The sequence below is a fragment of the Roseobacter weihaiensis genome (assembly GCF_020622345.1).
Taxonomy (GTDB): domain Bacteria; phylum Pseudomonadota; class Alphaproteobacteria; order Rhodobacterales; family Rhodobacteraceae; genus Roseobacter; species Roseobacter weihaiensis.
In genome coordinates this window covers 1-17,596 of record NZ_JACNMO010000041.1, presented here as the reverse complement: position 1 = coordinate 17,596, position 17,596 = coordinate 1, and the positions used below count along the sequence as shown (strand labels likewise).

Here is a 17,596-nt window from a genome sequence, read left to right as displayed (position 1 = left end):
TAGGCACGATCCATCCCTTGTTGGGTGTCGCCATCATCCTGCGGGGCAACGACAGGGTTGCCCGGGAAATGCGCCGCGCCTTTCCTCAGCATCGTCGGGTGATCGAGCGGATTCGTGGATTGTCACAGGACCTCGATATACGTCTTCCAAGACCGAGTGAAACAGTGCATCCGCCTAGGCAGGAAACACATGGATCGAGCCGACCAATTATATCCGAGAGCGCTTTGCAGGCAGCCTGGCTGGCCATCTCCGAGCTTGGAGCAGACGCAAATCGCCAAGCGCTTCTGACGCGCGCCGATGCAATTTGGAAGAACTCACGTGTCATCAAATCTTAGGGCGCGGAACCTGTGGATATATTGTAATTAAGGGTACAAAAACGCCCCAGAACGCCCTGAACCCGCAGATTCTGATTTATTAGGGTACAGTGACAGAAATGCCGGGTCTAAGGCCCGGCATTTTGCTTTTCAGGGATCGTGGGGTAATTCCAGCCCGAGCTCTGCCAGTATCGCCTCAGTATCAGCGCCAAGGTTCTTGGGCGGATCATGGGGGTGATGCGCCGTTGGCCCCACGCGAAATGGCAAGGTAGGCGCACGTCCCCCCCCCGGCAGATCGTAGAAAAACCCCCGTGCCTCAAGCTGCGGCAGGGCGACGGCGGCGTCCAGACCGCGCAGGGCGGCGGCGGCGACACCCGCTGTGCGCAGACGGTTTTCCCAGCGATCGGCGATATCGGCCTGCAATGCGGCCAGCAGCGCCTGTTCAAGCTCTGCCGCATATGAGGCCCGGGCGGCATCCGTGGCAAAGCGTGGATCATCCAGCCAATCGGCACGGTCCAACGCAATGGCAAGCGCATTGAATTGATGCGGTTCATTGACGCCCAGCGATAGCAGACCGTCCCTGCAGGGAAACGTACCTGACATGGCGCTTCTGGAATTGGCCGCGTTCCCCCGTGGTTTGGGAACCCGCCCGGTGGCGGTCATATCCGTCACCGCGGAGGCCATCAGGACCATTGCTGTCTCATACATGGACACATCGACCAACGCGCCCGTGCCGGTGCGTTCCCGCTGTAGCAGGGCCGCGCAAATGGCGAAGCCAGCGGCCAGGGCTGTGCCGTAATCCATCACGGGCGCACCTGTGCGCAACGGCCCCGTATCCGCCGTGCCTGTCATGGTCATCAGGCCGCAAGCGGCTTGTATATTGACGTCATAGGCGTGCGCATCCTGTAGGTCGCCGCCTCGGCCATATCCGGTCATGGCGCAGTGGATCAGCCGGGGAAAGCGCTGGTCCAGATCGGCGAGCCCCAATCGGGCGAGCGTCTTGGGAAGATGGTTTTCGACCAGCACATCGGACGTGTCCAAAAGCCGGTGCATGGCTGTGCGCCCGAAGCTGGTTTCGAGGTCAAGCACCACGGACCGTTTTCCGGCGGCCTGCGTTTGCCAAGCGGTCGAGCGGCCCTGTGCGGCGGCATCCTTGTCGGTCCCCCCGCGCCAGCGCATGGCGTCGCCGCGCGGGCTTTCGACCTTGATCACCTCGGCCCCAAGCAGCCCGAGCATATAACCGCAGGCGGGACCGGCCAGCACATGGGTGAAATCGATGACCCTGTAGCCGGCGAGGGGCTGGTTTGTCGCCTCTGTGCTCATGTGGGGATGGCGCGGGCCTGCCGGCGTTGCCCGATGATCCGCAGGATGACGACCAGCGCACCGACCGCGAGGAAGCCGCCAGCGACCGGCTCCTTGAGGAAGATCAGCGCGCCGTCATCGCTGAGCAGGAGTGCCTGGCGGAAGCTTTCCTCCATCGGGCGGGCAAGCACGAAGGCGATAACAAAGGCCGCCGGGGCGAAATCCGTCCGCCGCATGGCATAGCCCACAACCCCGAAAAGCAGCGCGATGGCCACGTCCAGAACAGAGGCGCGGGCGGAATAACTGGCGGCGACTGCTGTGAGAAAGATGAACGGATAAAGGTAGTTGGGCGGGATGCGCGCAATGGTCTTGCCGATCAGCGGCCCGCCCCAGAACCCCATGATCCCATAGGCTGCAATGCCCAGAAGGCCCGCCGCAAAGAGCGCGAAGATCAGTTCGCGGGACGAAAAGAAATCGCCGGTATCGGTGATGATCATGTTGGTGTCACTGAATAGGAGTGGTCCGACCTGAATGCCGTGGATCAGGAAGACCCCGATCAACACGGCCGCAACAGTTGATCCGGGCACCCCCAATGTCAGAAGCGGGATCATCGACGGGCCAGAGACGGCGTTGTTGGCCGATTCCGGTGCGGCGATCCCTTCGATCACGCCTTTGCCCCAGTCATCCTTGTTGGCCGCGCGCCGCTTTTCTTCGCCATAGGCGACAAAGCAGGCCACGGATGAGCCGAGTCCCGGCATCATCCCGATAAACGACCCCATGATCGAAGAGCGGAACATCAGCGGGATCAAGCGCCGCACTTCGCCAAAGCTGAGCCGGTCATTCTTGTGTTCGTCGGCCAGACCGGCATCAACTAGGGTTTCCTTGCCCATCCGTTCGGCCTGGATGATGATTTCGGAAATCACGAAGACGCCGATCAGCAGCGGAACCAGCGACATGCCGTCTCGCATGTCTTGGGTGCCAAAGGTCAGCCGGGGGGTGTTGGTGATGACGTCGGTTCCGATCAGCGCGACTAGCGCGCCAAGGATGGTGGATAAAAGCCCCTTTACGATGGATTTGCCCACGACCGATCCGATGACCACGAAGGCCATGAGATAGATGGCAAAATACTCGGTCGGGCCGAAGGTCCGCGTGTATTGCGCGATCCAGACGGCGCCGAAGATCAGGATGATCTCACCTGTGTAGTCGCCAAAGACAGATGCCACGGTGGCCGTGCGCAGGGCCCGGTTGGGTTGCCCGCGCTTGGCCATCGGGTGGCCGTCCATCATGGTGGCCGCACTTGCCGCGGTGCCCGGCGTGTTGAACAGGATCGCTGCAATGGAGCCACCGTAGCGCCCCGATTTTCCGATGACATAAAGGAACGCCAGCGCGGGTAGGGGACCGAGGTAGAAGGACAGAGGCAGGAGCATTGCGATGGCCGCACTTGCGGTCAGGCCGGGCAGGGCACCAAAGATGATCCCAACAAAGGCTGCTAGAAGGGTGAAAAACACCGCCTGCGGGTCGCCGAACAGCATCTGAAAGCCGCCGATCAGGTCTGTAACTGCGTCCATGGTCAGGATCCCGGTGTGATCAGGCGCGATAGCCAGCGCAGATCGATCAGTGCGCCACGTGGGTCAAGTAGCCCCATCAGGCCCATAAAAACAAACTGGTAAACGACGCCAGCAACAATGGCGACAAGGATCAGCACCAGCGGCGCACGCACCCCGAACACCCAAAGCATCAGCAGGGTGCCAAGGATCATCGCCACCAGATAACCAGCAGCCCAGAACACCAGCGTGGTGACCGCGCCGGCACCGATAACGGCAAAGACCCGGGGGATATCGCTGTTGTGAAAGCCGAAATCGGCCTCTTCCGCGGCTGTGGTCTGGTCCTTGGACGCGAAGGCGGAGACACCGATCAGCGCCCCCAGACCGATCATTAGACAAGCCAGAAAGACCGGTACGGCTCTGGGCCCGATGGCCTCGTATGACGCGGGGTCGATGCGCCAGGCTTCAAGTGCAAAGATAGCGCCGATGATGATGACAGTGGTGGCAACGCCCAGGTCAATGTGGCTGCGGTAATTCATGACATGTCGAACAATCAATAACGCGCCGGGGCCCCTAAGGGCGCCCGGACGCAGGGAGAACTCATTGCTGCGCTTCGGCAATCTCGGCGATCACGGGCGCAAAGGTTTCCATCAGGCGATTGAGGTTTTCCGTCCCTTCTTCAGGGGGCAGATGCATGGCCGCCAGACCGGACCGGCCCATGAAACGCCCGAAGCCTTCCAGTTCGGTCACCGCTTCGACGGCGGCGGACACGTCGGCGACAACCTCATCCGGCAGACCGACGGGGCCATAGAGGCACATCGGTCCGGTAACGTTCAGCGCCTCCAGCCCCTGTTCGGCAAAGGTGGGCACATCAGGATTGGCGGGGTCGCGTTCCAGCGATGGCACGCCCAGCACCTTGATGTCTTCCTCGAACCCCGAAATCAGTTGGTTGCCATTGAAGCTGGCGGTCACGTCATCAGCCACCAGCGCATTGCGCGCGTTGGAGCCGCCACGGAAAGGCACGACCTGATGGTCAATCCCGTTTGCATTCATGAACAGGTGGCCCACCACCGCGTGCATCGTCGCAGCACCGGATGTCGACCAGCGCACGATTTCGCCGTTGTCGCGCACGGATTCGACCCATTCAGCAGCACTCTGAGCAGGATGCTCTGCCGGGATGTGTAAGCCTGTCACCAGTTGCGTCACGCAGCCGAGGTTCACGAGGCTCTCGCGTGGATCGAACCCCGCCTCTGGCGTGGACAGCGAAGCACCAGACATGGTGCCGTTGTTGATAATGTAAAGCGTGTATCCGTCCGGATCTGCATTGGCCACGGTTTGCGCCGCTTGCAGACCGGACCCTCCGGGCTGATTGACAATCACCATAGGCATGCCGTTCATGGTCGGTGCTTCGGCGGTGAAAGACCCAAACCCGCGGGCCGATGTATCTGTGCCACCCCCGGCCGAGAAGCCGACCATCAGACGGATGGGGCGTTCAGGATAGTCGGCGAAAGCTGCTGTTGTCAGCGCTGTGATTGCCGTGGAAAGCAAAAAAATCTTCATTCTTGGTACTCCCTTGCAGGCCGCGTCTTAGGTGCGCAATGCCTGATTATTAGAGGTTTACATGCCGTAAAGCCGTTTACAATTGCTAAGTTTTTGGTTTTTCTTGCGCAAATTGCAAGAAAGGCAGATATTATGAAACCCGATGCGTTGCGCGCCTTTGAGACCGTCGTCGAGCTTGGTTCACTGAATGCTGCAGCGCGGGTCCTGAATCTATCAGAGCCCGCGCTGTCACGCAAGATCACCGCCTTGGAAGCGGAATTAGACCTAGTTCTCTTTGATCGGTCCCGGCGTCAGTTGCGCCCAACCGAAACCGGGCGCGCCTTTCTGCAGGAGGTGCAGCCAATCCTGTCAGGGCTGCGCCGTATCACCGATTTTGCAGATGAGATTCGCGCTGGTGCACGGCGGCGTTTGCGATTGATTTCCATGCCGCGTCTCAGCACGGCCATTACCGGTCCCGTGATCACCGCATTCAAGAGAGCGCATCCGGATGTAGCGCTGTCCGTCGATATTCAGCCGCGGCGGCTTCTGGAAACGTGGATTACGGGCCAGCGGTTTGATCTGGGACTGTCCACCTTGCCAGCACAGCACCCGGATATCGATACAAGGCTATTGTTCGAATTGCCTGCCGTCGCGGTGTTGCCCGTGGACCACCGCCTGGCGGACGCGACCGCCCTGACGGTCGAGGATCTGGCAGATGAACCCTTTATCGCACTGACGGTTGGCACCGCACTGCGCAGCCAGGTCGAAGCGATTTTTGGTCATGCCAACACCATTTTGCGGCCCGCGGTGGAGGTCAGCCAGACCCATCTGGCCTGTCAGCTTGTGTCCCTTGGGGCGGGTGTGACGATCTGCGATCCGATGGTGTCGACCGGTTTTCCGGGGCGCTTGGCGGCGGTGCCGATCACGCCATGGTATCCGATGGCGTTCGGCATGCACTTTCTGCGCGGGCGTACCAGCAGCCCCGAAGCAAAGGCGCTGGAAGGTATCGTGCGCGAACGCGCCGACGCGTTCCTTGAGGAGATGGGATTCACCCAGTGATGGCAATCCGAAAGAAATTCAACCCGCCGAATATCGTTAGAACATCAATAGCGGTCTGATGGCGTGCATCCCCCATGCCGCGCAACAGTTTTTGCCCGATCCAGTTGCCTGGTAGCGTCGCCAGACCGCACAGAACACCCAGCGCAAACCAGCCGTCGCTCAAAAGGTCGGCCGAGCCATAAACGCTTGTACGGGTTATGTTCATCGTCAGTGCAATGGCCGCTAGGGTGCCCACGAATTCCCGCCGGTTCAGCCCATAGCCGGTCAGGAACGGGATCAGCAGCATGCCCGCCCCGATCGATGCGCCAGAGGCGAGGCCATAAACGCTGCCTGCCCCCATCAGCGCCCCGCGCCCCGCCCGGATTTCCCGGCGCGCCGCCCAATGCCGCAACGGGACGGAGCCGAGAATGGTTGCGCCCAGAATGATGGCGATGACTGTGGCGTTGAGAAGAACATAGATCGTGGCTGCGATGACCACGCCGGGGATCGTGGTCGTCATCACCGCCCGATACGCCCCCCAATGCAGCGCGTCGCGGTTAAAAAACACTCGGGCGACGCCGCTGATGGTCAAGGCAACGGCCAGAACCGGCACGGTGGCGACAACACCGATCAACGGCGCGAGAATGATGGCCATCAGGAAGCCACCGCCAATGCCCGTCGCCCCATGGATTGCCGATGTGACGATTGCTGCCACCAGAACAGCGCAGAGGATCGTGGGGTCAAGCGCGAGGATAGCCGTCATATCCATTGATTGACCTTTTGCATCGCGGCATGGCTTCGATCACGGTGCCTCACGCAACATCGTAGATCAGCCGCAGCCGTGCCCGGTATGCGGATCGAATATGCGCACGCGCAGCGTTTTCTGCCGCGTCGGCATCGCGTGCGGCGATCGCAGACAGTATCGCCTGATGTTCGTTGCGCGCCGCATCGATCCGGCCTTTTATGCTTAGCGTGGTGGGCCCCAGCAATGTTAGCGCGCTCGCAATCCCGTCTATCGCAGACAAAAGAAAGCGGTTATGCGCTGCCTGTCCAACTACGCCATGAAAGATTGCGTTCCGTCGGCTCGCCTCCACTGCATCCAGATCGTCGCTTTCGGGGGGCTGTGTGGCCAACACCTCTTCCAGCGCCTCGATCTCTATCTCTGATGCGTGTTGGGCGGCCAGCCGTGCGGCCGTGCCCTCTAACACCTCGCGGATGGTATAAAGCTCCGTGATGGAACTTTGATCGAGAAGCCGCACAACCGCACCCTTATGAGCGGCATGTTCGACAATCCCATCCTGTTCCAGTCGCCGGATCGCCTCGCGCACCGGCGTGCGAGACAGGCCCAGATCTTCGGCCAATTCAACTTCGCGCAACCGGTCGCCCGGGCGTATCTCACCGTTCAGGATGCGTGCGCGCAGTTGTTCATAGGCAGAAGTTGGGGCAGAGGTTTTTTTCATTGGATCAGAATTGATACTTTCTGAGTCCGCCGTCCACCGCAATCATCGTACCCGTGATATATACTGCAAGGGGGGACGCGAGAAACACGGCCAGCGCAGCCAGTTCTTCGGGTTCGCCATAACGACCCACGGGGATTTCCTTGCGCGATTGTTCGGCGCGGTATTCGGGCGAGTAGTTGCGCCTGATCTGGTCCGACATAATCCGCCCCGGCGCAATGCAGTTCACCGTAATGCCATCATTCCCGACTTCGCGGCTGAGCCCCTTGGCCCAAGAATGAATGCCCGCCTTGGCGCAGAAGGCCCCGTTCACACCTTCGGGTTCGGATTTACCGGTGATGTTGATGATCCGGCCCCAGCCGTTGTCCTGCATATCTTTCAGGAACGCATGCGCGATCTGCCGGGGCCGGATGAAGTTCAGCGTCAGTGCTTCGTCCCATTGTTCCTCTGTCGCGTCCTTGCCGAAGGGGCGGGACCCGCCTGCATTGTTTATCAGAATATCGACATGGCCGAGCGCGTCCTTTGCGCCCGCATAGATGCTTTGTGCGACCGCTTCATTGTATAGGTTCGCGATCATCGTGTGTGCTTCGCCGCCCTTCGCCTTAATTCCCGACTTGGCCGTCTCCAGCGTCTCGGTGTTGCGTCCTGTTAGCAGGACACGGGTTCCTTCATCGGCAAGCATGCGACCGATGGCTCGACCTATTCCTGCATTTCCGCCTGTCACTACAGCAGCTTTGCTGCGCAGGTCCAAATCCATCGACTCTCTCCGTTGCATTAAATTGCATACATCTGTATCCAATTAAGGAATCGCTGACAAGGAGCCATCCACGTGAATCTGTCCGAAGCCACTGTGCGCGCCCTGCAAGCTGCTGGAACCAAAACGATTTTCGGTTATCCGGGCGATCCGTCCGTGGGGTTTCTAGAGGCGTGCCGGACGGAAGGGACGGAGTTCATTCTGGCCCGACGCGAGGGCACAGCCGGTTTTATGGCCGAAGCCTGGGGTATGCTGACAGGGCGTCCAGGGGCGGTGTTGTCAACGCTTGGGCCCGGTTCGACTAATCTGGTGAATGCGGTGGCGAATGCGCATCTGGATCGGGTTCCCATGTTGTCGATATCCGGCCAAATTGACACGCAACGCGTGGCTACATTCACCCATCAGGTTGTGGATCAACGCGCGCTTTTCGCGCCGGTGTCGAAATGGGCCGCCGATTTGACGCCTAACGCGGCAGACCCGGTATTGCGCCGTGCGCTGCGTCTGGCGATGGCCCCAAGGCCCGGCCCGGTACACCTGACGATGCATGCCGATCATGTTACGGCTGAGGTCGAGGGAGACATCATCCCACCGCCGCTGAAGGCCATGACCATAGCGCAGCTTGTCCATGCCGGCACCCCGCCCGCGGCGATGATTGCGAAGGCACGACGCCCGATCATCCTGTTCGGGATTTCTGCGATGCAGGAAGCGGCGGGGGCCGAAATCACCGCCCTCGCCGACCGGATCGGTGCAGCGATTGTCGCCGCCCCGATGGCCAAGGGCACGGTCGATGAAAACCACCCCCGCTTTGCGGGAACGCTGGATATGGCCTGTCAGGCCGTGATGTGGGAATTCATGCAGTCTGCCGATCTGGTGATCTGTGCGGGCTTCGATCCGGTCGAGTTGATCAAGCCATGGTCGGTCAAGGCGCCTGTTCTGCATATCGATCAGGTGCCAAACATTGATCAGGTCTATGCCGCCGAGACCGAGATTGTTGGCCCCATTGACGCTGCGTTGATGATGTTGACCGATGCCACGAAAGAAGCCGCTGGCTGGGCAGAGGCGGACATCGCTACACACCGCGCGCGTCTTGCGGCGGCGTTTGATGATGGCCGGGTCACCGGGATCCTGAACCCCTCCGACGTGATCCGGGTCGCGCGTGATGTGCTGCCGTCTAACACGATTGTGAGCGTCGATGTCGGGTCGCACAAGCTGCTCGTGGGGCAGGGTTGGCAGCCCTCTGGGCCGCGCCGCTTCTTGATGACCAACGGGCTCAGCTCCATGGGGTTCAGCTTGCCTGCAGGTATCGTGGCCAAGCATGTGCATCGTGACACGCCGGTTGTGGCCTTTACGGGCGACGGTGGTCTGGCCATGGTACAAAGTGAGCTGCGCCTGGCGGCGACGTTGAAACTGGGTCTGAAAGTGCTGGTATTCGTGGATAACTCGCTCAACCGGATTGAGCTGAAACAGATGGCCAAACAGGTGCCGTCCACCGGCACGATTATTGAGGAAACGGCGATTGAGCCACTGGCGGCATCAATGGGTTGTAATGGGGTGATGGCGGAAACTGAAACCGCGCTGGCGGATGCGTTGGCGGCTGCTCCCGGTGAAACGCCGCTGGTCATCGGTGCCCGGATCGACCCGGCCCAATATGCAGCGCAGTTCTGATGCAAGTCGCAAGCCTGATTGACGGCGCTTGGCGCGACGGTGGTGATCTGATCCCTGTGTTGGATAAGTTCAACCTGACCAATGCCTATGATCTGCCCGCCGCCACGGCATCGGATGTTACCAATTCTATCGATGCGGCTGTCGCCTATATTCCGCCACCGCCGCCGGAGCGGGCCGCATGCCTGCGCCGTGCTGCTGACCTGATTGCTGAGCGGCGTGATGCGATCCGCGCGGCCATGGTGCTTGAGGCCGGGTTTCCGCTGAAAGACGCAGACGGTGAGATCAACCGCGCCTTGGCGACCCTGCGTCTGTCTGCGGAGGAAGCAACCCGGATCAGCGGAGAGATGGTGCCGTTTGACGGGGCCATTCAGGGCCGCATTGGGTTTACCATGCGCGTACCGGTGGGTGTCGTCGTTGCGATCACACCTTTCAACGCGCCTTTGAACACGCCCTGTCACAAGGTCGGTCCCGCTTTGGCGGCCGGCAATGCCTTGATCCTGAAGCCGTCCGAAAAGACGCCCGGTCCGGCAGCTTATCTTGGGCAGGCGCTGCTGGATGCAGGCTTTCCACCGGATGCTGTGCAGGTGGTGCAAGGCGGACCCGATGTGGCGCAGGCGCTGTTGGCCGACCCACGGCCTGCTTTCTACGCCTTTACCGGCTCAACTCGCGTGGGTGCCGCGATCCATGCCGCAGTTGGGTTGCGGCGCACGCAGATGGAGCTTGGCTCTATCGCATCGACCATCGTTTTAGCGGACGCTGATATTGATGCGGCAGCCCAGAAATGCGCCGGTGCGAGTTTCCGCAAGGCGGGGCAGGTCTGCACCTCGATCCAGACGCTTTATGTGGCGCAGGAGGTGCATGATGCGTTTCTTGACCGGTATGTCACGGCGGCCAAGACCTTGCGCGCGGGCGACCCACTGGACCCCGCAACTGATGTGGGGCCAATGATCTCTGAAACCGCAGCAGAACAGGTTGAGGGCATGCTGGAAGGAGCCGATATCATCTTGGGCGGGACAAGGGACGCCGCCGTCATATCCCCAACGATCATCGCGCGCCCGTCCGAGAGGTATCTGACGCAAGAGGCTTTCGGCCCTGTCGCCGCGGTGATCCCTGTGGCCGACGTGGGCGAGGCCGTAGCGCGGGTGAATGCGACGCCTTACGGGTTGGCCACGGGGCTGTTCACACAGGATATCACAACCGCCTTTGATGCGGCGCGGCAGCTGGACGTGGGCGGCGTGCATATCAACGAAACATCATCCTCGCGCGTTGATCTGATGCCTTATGGCGGGGTCAAGGAGTCCGGCTTTGGACAGGAAGGCCCGCGCTACGCGATCCGAGAGATGACGGAGGAGCGGTTGGTCACCGTGTCCGGCCTGTCATGACCTACGACGTCCTGATCGCCGGCGGCGGCAACGCCGCCCTCTGCGCCGCTATCTGCGCGGCGCGGGAAGGTACCAGGGTGCTGATCGCCGAAGCGGCCCCCATGGCCATGCGCGGCGGCAACACGCGCCATACCCGCAATTGCCGCGTTGCCCATGATGAAGGCAACGGCATCCTGACCGGGCCCTACCCGGTTGATGAATATCTCGACGATTTGATGCGGGTGACGAAGGGCAACACCGATCCCGAACTCGCCGAAATGACGCTGCAACGCTCCAAGGAGGTGTGGGACTTCCTCGAAGCACAAGGCGTCCGGTTCCAGCCCTCGCTTGGCGGCACGCTCAGCCTAGGGCGGACCAACGCCTTCTTTCTAGGTGGGGGCCGGTCAATGCTGAACGCGCTTTACCGCACGGCGGAGGATTTGGGCGTGGAGGTGCGTTACGAGACGCGTGTTGTGGATATTCAGGTTGAAGACGGGTTCTTTCTGGGGGGCACTTTGGAGGCCAGTTGGGAAACCGATACCCCACAGCGCGAGGAGGTGCGGGCACGGACCTTTGTCGCCGCGGCTGGCGGGTTCGAATCCAATATCGACTGGCTCAAGGAAGGCTGGGGCGAGGCGGCAGAGAATTTCCTGATCCGGGGCACGCCCTATAACACCGGCGGTGTGCTGCGGCTGATGCTCGATGCCGGGGCCGACCAGATCGGCAGCGTGGATCAGTTCCATTCCGTCGCCATTGATGGGCGCGCGCCCAAATTCGACGGTGGGATCATCACCCGGCTCGATTGCGTGCCCTTCGGGATCGTGCTGAACGAAAACGGCGACCGCTTTTATGACGAGGGTGAGGATTTCTGGCCCAAGCGTTACGCAATCTGGGGGCGGTTGGTGGCGGCGCAGCCGGGGCAGGTCGGGCATGTCATCATCGATGCCAAATCGGCTGACCTCTTCATGCCCTCCGCATTTCCGCCTGTGATCGACGACACAATCGAAGGGCTTGCCGCAAAAATCGGGCTCGAAACCGACCGTGTGCGCAAAGCGGTCGATGCCTTCAACGACGCCTGCCAGCCCGGCACATTCGACCACACCATCCACGACGATTGCCGGACGGAGGGGCTGGACCCGCCCAAGACCCACTGGGCCCGGCCCATCAACGAACCGCCTTTTCAGGCCTACACCCTGCGACCGGGCATCACCTTTACTTACATGGGCATGCGCGTGAACCGGGACGCGCGTGTGCTGTTTGACGGCACGCCATCGCCCAATATCTTTGCCACCGGGGAAATCATGGCCGGGAACATTCTGGGCGAGGGATATCTGGGCGGGCTGGGCATGACCATCGGCACAGTCTTCGGACGCATCGCCGGGGAACAGGCTGCAAAGTCACTGACTAACAGAAAGGCCGCTGAATGAGCCGCGTTGACCTGCCCAGCCTAGCCACTGCCAAACAGGACGAAGTCGCCCGGCAGATGACGATCTGCAACGCCTGCCGCTATTGCGAAGGGCTGTGCGCGGTGTTCCCGGCCATGGAGCTACGCCGGGTATTCGAAGGGCCGGATGCGGATTACCTCGCCAATCTCTGCCACAACTGTGGGGCCTGCTATTACGATTGCCAATATGCCCCGCCGCATGAATTCGGCGTGAACCTACCTCAAGCGATGACCGAACTGCGCGAAGAAAGCTATGCGCGCTTCGCATGGCCGGACGCCTTAGCACCCATCTTTGCCCGCAACGGGCTTTGGATAGCGCTCATTTCCATGATTTCGGTCGCCGGTTTCATCCTCGGCTTCGCGCTCTGGTCCGATCCGGGCGCGCTGACTGCCAGCGGCAATTTCTACGCGGTCATGCCGCATAACGCGATGGTGGCACTTTTCGGGCCGATCTTCCTCTTTTCGCTTTTCGTCATGGGGATGAGCATGCGGCAATTCTGGTGGTCCGCTGATACCGGCAGCCGGATGCCTGTCACGCCCCGCGCGCTATGGCAGGCCATGCGGGACGCAGGCAAGCTGCGCTATCTCGATGGGGGCGGCATGGGCTGCATGACCCAATCGACAAGGCCCGACCGGTACCGGCGGCTATTCCACCACTTCGCCTTCTACGGGTTCCTTCTCTGCTTCGCTTCCACCTCGTCCGGCACGATCATGCATTACCTTCTTGATTGGCCCGCGCCCTACGGGTTCTGGACGCCACCAAAGCTGCTTGGCGTGCCGGGCGGTTTGGGGCTCGTGATCGGGGCGGCAGGGTTGATCTGGTACGATCTGAAACGGGACGATGCACTACCGCCCAAGGACAAAACCGGTATGGGCCCCGCGTTCACGTGGACCTTGCTTGCCCTCGGCGTGACCGGCCTTGCGCTCTATTGGCTACGCGAAACGCCCGTCATGGGGGTATTGCTGGCGCTGCACCTTGGCACGGTCTTTGCCTTCTTCCTAACGATGCCCTACGGCAAATTCATGCATGGGCTCTATCGCTTTGCGGCCCTGACCCGACATGCACATGAACAAGCCACGCACACCACCACCATCGCAACCGCGCCAACAGAAGGAAGGACACGCGCATGAATATCACCTTCATCGGGTTTTCCGAGGCCGGACCTGCATTTGCAGATGTCATGATCCGTGGCGGCGCAACTGTCACGGCATTTGATCTGCGCTCGTTGGAGCCAGAAAAGGCGGCAGACCAGCGCGCGCATACCGCACGTGTCGGTGCCCGCCATTCCGGCAGTATGGCGGCAGCGATTATCAATGCAGATATCGTGATTTCGACGGTGACTGTCGACGCTGCGCTCAGCGTTGCCCATGAAGCTGCCAAGCACCTGAAACAGGATCAGGTTTTCTGCGATCTTAACTCGGTCTCACCGGAAACCAAACTGGCTATTCGGGATGCCATAGGGCCGTCAGGCGCCTCATTTGTAGAGGCTGTCGCGATGGGCAGGACGGCAGAAGGGCGCCTGCCACCTTTGCTTTTGTCGGGTCAATTCGCACCGGCGCTGGCGCGGGACCTTAGGAAGGTTGGCGTCAACGTGACGGTGGCAAGCACGGAATGGGGCGCAGCACCTGCCGCAAAATTGCTCAGGTCAGTCGTCGTCAAAGGGTTTGAGGCCGTTTTGTCCGAAGCACTGGAAGCGGCCGAAAAGACCGGTGCGCGCGAGCCACTTCTGGCAACCCTTGCGGATTGGCTGCCCGGTGTCGATTGGCCAGTTTTCACCAAGTACCATCTAGGGCGCATGCAAAAGCACGGGATGCGACGCGGCGCCGAACTGCGCGAATGTGCAGCCTTTCTGGAAGCACTGGAGGTATCGTCGGCCACCACAAAGGGCGCCGCGCAACGTCAGGAACAGATGGCGTCAGGTCGGACTTTCGCTCGTTGAAAACGCGCAGCAGAATTCTATTTTTTGGGTCTTTGTCACTGTATGGGAATGATTTGGTTCTTTGCGTGGGCTCTTGGAGTGTGGTGACCGATGCTGCGCTCGTCGCGGCGCCATTTGATGAGGGTCTGTTGCGTTAGCCAAGCCATCGGTGCGATCCTGCTTATAAGGAGGAGCCGCATGCCGCGTCGTGACCCATTCAGAGGCCATCGATTTCCGAAAGATGTGATCCTGCTCGCCGTTCGGTGCTATCATCCGTTGACGATTGTCACGGACAAGGCCCATAGCTACGCTAAGGTGATCGATGAATGGAACGCGCGATCAGGTCCGGAGGACGCGATACGGCACGTCACGAGAAAGCACCTCAACAATCGGATCGAAGGCGACCATGCAGTTCTCAAGCACCGCCTGACGCCAATGCGCGGGCTCCAGAGCCTCGGCACCGCCAAAGCTATGCTGAAAGGCGTCGAGACATTTCGAGCGATTCGCAAAGGTCACTTTGCAGCTTGCGAGCCCGGTGTCGCGAATGAGATCGCCTTCGTCCGGAATCTGTTCAACGATGCGACAAGGGCTGCTTGACTGCGAAACACTCTGGCCCCGACGGTGCCGCTCCAAACAATGCAACAGACCCCCTTCAAGACAGGTATAGCTGTCGCGATCAGCGTCATACTGGAAATAGCCAATGTCGTATTTCCCTTTGGTCTGGTGCTGGCGATCCAGCACGGGAACATGAGGGGTGATCTCGCGTTTGAGCAGCCAGGCGAGGAAAGAGCCGGTGCCATATGATCCATCCGCCGCGATCCGATCTGGCCGGAAATTATGTCGTCGGGCACTGCGCTCCAGAATCACCTTTGCGGAAATGATTTCCTGGCTGAGCCGGGCGGGTGTGACTTCGACATCCATGATGATGCCGTGATCGGTGTCGACCAGGTAATTGGTCTCATAGCTGAAGCGGCCGGGGCCATCTTTCAATGACTAGGCTGCTTCAGGGTCGGTCTCGGAGAGGTATTTGGGCGGTTTCTTCTTTGGGCCGTTTGTCGTTTCCTGATCCTCGTCGGCCAGCTTGGCAAGATACTTTGCAACGGGGCGCTGAACCTGCTCTTTCCGGGACCAGAGAGTTTCGACCTCTTGCGTTGAACCCTTGCGATCTTTGCTGGCATCCGCCTCGATGGTGCTGCCATCAACGGCGGCATCGGTCCCGCCGACAAATCCGAAAGCAACGCATTCGAACAGACGGCGAAGGATGTCACCTTCCGCAAACCGGCCATGCCGGTTCTTCGAGAAGGTTGAACGATCCGGTACGCAGCCTTCCAGACCCAGCTTGCAGAACCATCGATAGGCAAGATTGAGATGAACTTCCTCGACCAGCCGCCGTTCGGATCGGATGCCATAGAGATAGCCAATCAGCAGTATACGAAGCATCAGTTCCGGATCGACAGAGGGGCGGCCCGTGTAGCTGTAAAGGTCGGCCAGTTCCACACGGATCGCATCAAAATCCAGCAGCCATTCGATCTTGTGCAGCAGGTGGGTCTGGGGGACATAATCCTCGATCTGGAACCGGTAAAACAGGTTTTCCTGTGCTTCCAACCGTCCCATCATCGCCTGATCCTCCCGTTTGTTAGGGCGATTGAATCAGATGGTCGCCCTCCGATCCAGGCAAGGTTTCTTAGCAGGCAAGTTAGCGCTTGATCTAAACCTCACTTGAGCTTGTACGCTCATCTTGAGGAGCCGTCGTCAGCCGAAAACCAGAAAGCGAGAGAAACATGAAATTTACAATGGCAGGGATTATTCTCTTCACACAAAACTATGAAGAGTGTGTGGTGTTTTACGGTTCAGTTCTTGAACTGGAGACCTTGCACATGATTGATCGTCCTGGCGAAAAACTGACCACCTTCTTATTGGGTGACACATACTTGATGGTCGAGACCGGCGGCTTCGCTTCCGACGACACAAAAACCATCGAGCAAAATCCAACAAAATTCCGCTTTAATGTCCCGAACGTTCTAGAGAGAAGCGCGGCGCTCAAGATCAAGGGCGTCAACGTGAAGATCATCGAGCACACATGGGGAACAACTGCTGAATTTGTCGATCCTGATGGTAACCTATGTGCGTTGAGGTCAGATGCAGGGTTCGGCGAATGAGCAAAGGTTAGTAGTGTCACTTGGCACCTAATTGTAAGATTGCGGCGGTTTTTGATACGCTAGGCACTTAATTTGAGATTTCGATTGCTGCCAGTCTCAAATTAACTGCATCTGGCGAGGCCCTGGTAGCCCGAACGCCGGGTTGATCAGATGGTCGGTTTCTTCGATGAACCGGTTTTTGTTTTGCCCGAAGGTATGCGCCTGAAGCATCTTCAACATTTCCGGACCGGCGCGCTCCACGATGGCGATGCCAGCCAGAAGTGCCGGTCGGATGTGGAGCGGCAGGATTGGATGCTTGGGGGAGGGCGGGAACGATCCCTCTTTGGCGAGGACGTCGTCGAGGTCGGGAATAACGGCACCGAGAATCCGATAACGCTAGAGCTCGGCGTCGCGCGGGAATGGCCCGGGCACCCTGCGCATCAGCAGAAGGCGGGCGAGTTCCAGAGGTGATGTGCATGTCTGACATCAGCACCTTTTGGCCTGATTGGGGGATTTGCATAACGGAAGGTTTCTGGCTCATCTGAACCGTCAAGGAGTGAAGATGAGACGGAAAGCTGGAACCGACAAACCGACGGCCGATCGGGTCGTCAAAGACATCCGCCGCAAGACGCGCAAGCATCATTCGGCGGAGGAAAAGATCCGCATCGTGTTGGAGGGCTTGCGTGGCGAAGAGAGTATCGCTGCGTTGTGCCGGCGCGAGGGGATTGCCACGAGCCTTTACTATTCTTGGTCGAAGGAGTTCCTGGAAGCGGGAAAGAAGCGCCTTGCAGGCGACACCGCCAGGCAGGCAACCAGCCCCGAAGTGAAGGAGCTGCGCGCCGAGGCGTCAGCCCTGAAGGAGGCCGTTGCCGACCTCACCCTGGAAAACCGCTTGCTCAAAAAAAGCATGCTCGGGGATGGGGAAGACGACATATGAGATACCCCGCATCGCCGCAAGCGGCGACTGCCGGGCAGCGGGCAAACGGACTTCACCTACCTGAAGGTGACTGGCTGGGGCTGGTTCTATCTGTCGACCATCCTCGATGACTACAGCCGCTACATCGTGGCGTGGAAGCTCTGCACAACGATGAAAGCCGGGGATGTCACCGACACATTGGAGG

17 protein-coding genes and 2 pseudogenes are annotated in these 17,596 nt (G+C 60.0%); 10 read left to right on the top strand and 9 right to left on the bottom strand.

Going from position 1 to position 17,596, the window contains the following annotated elements; genetic code table 11:
• Positions 1-464: 464 nt before the first annotated feature.
• The 4 genes from H7847_RS25350 to H7847_RS25335 form a co-directional block, all read right to left on the bottom strand.
• Entirely contained in the window at positions 465-1,637 is a 1,173-nt protein-coding gene (locus H7847_RS25350; RefSeq protein ID WP_227272285.1) for a CaiB/BaiF CoA transferase family protein, read from the bottom strand.
• Positions 1,634-3,184 (bottom strand): tripartite tricarboxylate transporter permease, encoded by a 1,551-nt coding sequence (locus H7847_RS25345; RefSeq protein WP_227272284.1) that lies wholly within the window; start codon positions 3,182-3,184, stop codon positions 1,634-1,636. The genes H7847_RS25350 and H7847_RS25345 overlap by 4 nt, the downstream gene beginning before the upstream one ends.
• A 2-nt stretch (positions 3,185-3,186) precedes the next feature.
• Positions 3,187-3,699 carry a tripartite tricarboxylate transporter TctB family protein gene (locus H7847_RS25340; protein WP_227272283.1) on the bottom strand — a complete coding sequence of 171 codons (513 nt, stop codon included), beginning with the start codon at positions 3,697-3,699 and terminating at the stop codon, positions 3,187-3,189.
• A 61-nt stretch (positions 3,700-3,760) separates the two neighbouring features.
• Positions 3,761-4,720 (bottom strand): Bug family tripartite tricarboxylate transporter substrate binding protein, encoded by a 960-nt coding sequence (locus tag H7847_RS25335; RefSeq protein ID WP_227272282.1) that lies wholly within the window; start codon positions 4,718-4,720, stop codon positions 3,761-3,763.
• A gap of 132 nt (positions 4,721-4,852) precedes the next feature.
• On the opposite strand from H7847_RS25335, the gene H7847_RS25330 reads away from it, so the two are divergent.
• Positions 4,853-5,758: a LysR family transcriptional regulator gene (locus H7847_RS25330; protein WP_227272281.1), complete on the top strand. Its 906-nt coding sequence runs from the start codon at positions 4,853-4,855 to the stop codon at positions 5,756-5,758.
• Here H7847_RS25330 and H7847_RS25325 read toward each other — a convergent pair.
• From H7847_RS25325 to H7847_RS25315, 3 genes are read right to left on the bottom strand one after another with little or no spacing between them, the layout of a single operon-like run.
• The gene (locus H7847_RS25325) at positions 5,748-6,506 is read right to left on the bottom strand and encodes a sulfite exporter TauE/SafE family protein (protein WP_227272280.1); all 759 of its coding nucleotides are present in this window, start codon (positions 6,504-6,506) and stop codon (positions 5,748-5,750) included. The two genes, H7847_RS25330 and H7847_RS25325, sit on opposite strands and share 11 nt — an antisense overlap.
• A 43-nt stretch (positions 6,507-6,549) precedes the next feature.
• Positions 6,550-7,197 (bottom strand): GntR family transcriptional regulator, encoded by a 648-nt coding sequence (locus H7847_RS25320; RefSeq protein WP_227272278.1) that lies wholly within the window; start codon positions 7,195-7,197, stop codon positions 6,550-6,552.
• Between the two features lie 4 nt (positions 7,198-7,201).
• Positions 7,202-7,951 carry an SDR family NAD(P)-dependent oxidoreductase gene (locus H7847_RS25315; protein WP_227272276.1) on the bottom strand — a complete coding sequence of 250 codons (750 nt, stop codon included), beginning with the start codon at positions 7,949-7,951 and terminating at the stop codon, positions 7,202-7,204.
• 72 nt (positions 7,952-8,023) lie between these two features.
• On the opposite strand from H7847_RS25315, the gene H7847_RS25310 reads away from it, so the two are divergent.
• The 6 genes and pseudogenes from H7847_RS25310 to H7847_RS26905 form a co-directional block, all read left to right on the top strand.
• Positions 8,024-9,613 carry a thiamine pyrophosphate-binding protein gene (locus H7847_RS25310; RefSeq protein WP_227272274.1) on the top strand — a complete coding sequence of 530 codons (1,590 nt, stop codon included), beginning with the start codon at positions 8,024-8,026 and terminating at the stop codon, positions 9,611-9,613.
• Complete coding sequence (locus tag H7847_RS25305; protein ID WP_227272272.1) at positions 9,613-10,995, top strand: aldehyde dehydrogenase family protein; 1,383 nt, start codon at positions 9,613-9,615, stop codon at positions 10,993-10,995. The genes H7847_RS25310 and H7847_RS25305 overlap by 1 nt, the downstream gene beginning before the upstream one ends.
• Positions 10,992-12,401 (top strand): FAD-dependent tricarballylate dehydrogenase TcuA, encoded by a 1,410-nt coding sequence (tcuA, locus tag H7847_RS25300; protein ID WP_227272270.1) that lies wholly within the window; start codon positions 10,992-10,994, stop codon positions 12,399-12,401. Before H7847_RS25305 ends, tcuA begins: the two co-directional genes overlap by 4 nt.
• Positions 12,398-13,549 carry a tricarballylate utilization 4Fe-4S protein TcuB gene (gene tcuB / locus H7847_RS25295; RefSeq protein WP_227272268.1) on the top strand — a complete coding sequence of 384 codons (1,152 nt, stop codon included), beginning with the start codon at positions 12,398-12,400 and terminating at the stop codon, positions 13,547-13,549. Before tcuA ends, tcuB begins: the two co-directional genes overlap by 4 nt.
• Entirely contained in the window at positions 13,546-14,358 is an 813-nt protein-coding gene (locus H7847_RS25290) for an NAD(P)-dependent oxidoreductase (protein WP_227272267.1), read from the top strand. Before tcuB ends, H7847_RS25290 begins: the two co-directional genes overlap by 4 nt.
• Before the next feature lie 90 nt (positions 14,359-14,448).
• Positions 14,449-14,793 (top strand): annotated as a pseudogene (locus H7847_RS26905) (DDE-type integrase/transposase/recombinase); the annotation flags it as partial.
• On the opposite strand, the gene H7847_RS26900 reads toward H7847_RS26905, so the two are convergent.
• On the bottom strand, positions 14,677-15,327 hold the full coding sequence (locus H7847_RS26900) for a transposase (protein ID WP_264479720.1): 651 nt from the start codon (positions 15,325-15,327) through the stop codon (positions 14,677-14,679). The pseudogene H7847_RS26905 and the gene H7847_RS26900 overlap by 117 nt on opposite strands.
• Before the next feature lie 3 nt (positions 15,328-15,330).
• Positions 15,331-15,954, bottom strand: a complete 624-nt coding sequence (locus H7847_RS25275; protein WP_227272266.1) for a transposase — start codon at positions 15,952-15,954, stop codon at positions 15,331-15,333.
• A 164-nt stretch (positions 15,955-16,118) separates the two neighbouring features.
• Here H7847_RS25275 and H7847_RS25270 point away from each other — a divergent pair, with 164 nt between their 5' ends.
• The 3 genes and pseudogenes from H7847_RS25270 to H7847_RS25260 form a co-directional block, all read left to right on the top strand.
• On the top strand, positions 16,119-16,496 hold the full coding sequence (locus H7847_RS25270; RefSeq protein ID WP_227272265.1) for a VOC family protein: 378 nt from the start codon (positions 16,119-16,121) through the stop codon (positions 16,494-16,496).
• 150 nt (positions 16,497-16,646) lie between these two features.
• Positions 16,647-16,946: a hypothetical protein gene (locus H7847_RS25265; RefSeq protein WP_227272264.1), complete on the top strand. Its 300-nt coding sequence runs from the start codon at positions 16,647-16,649 to the stop codon at positions 16,944-16,946.
• Between the two features lie 91 nt (positions 16,947-17,037).
• Positions 17,038-17,596: pseudogene (locus tag H7847_RS25260) on the top strand (DDE-type integrase/transposase/recombinase); the annotation flags it as partial.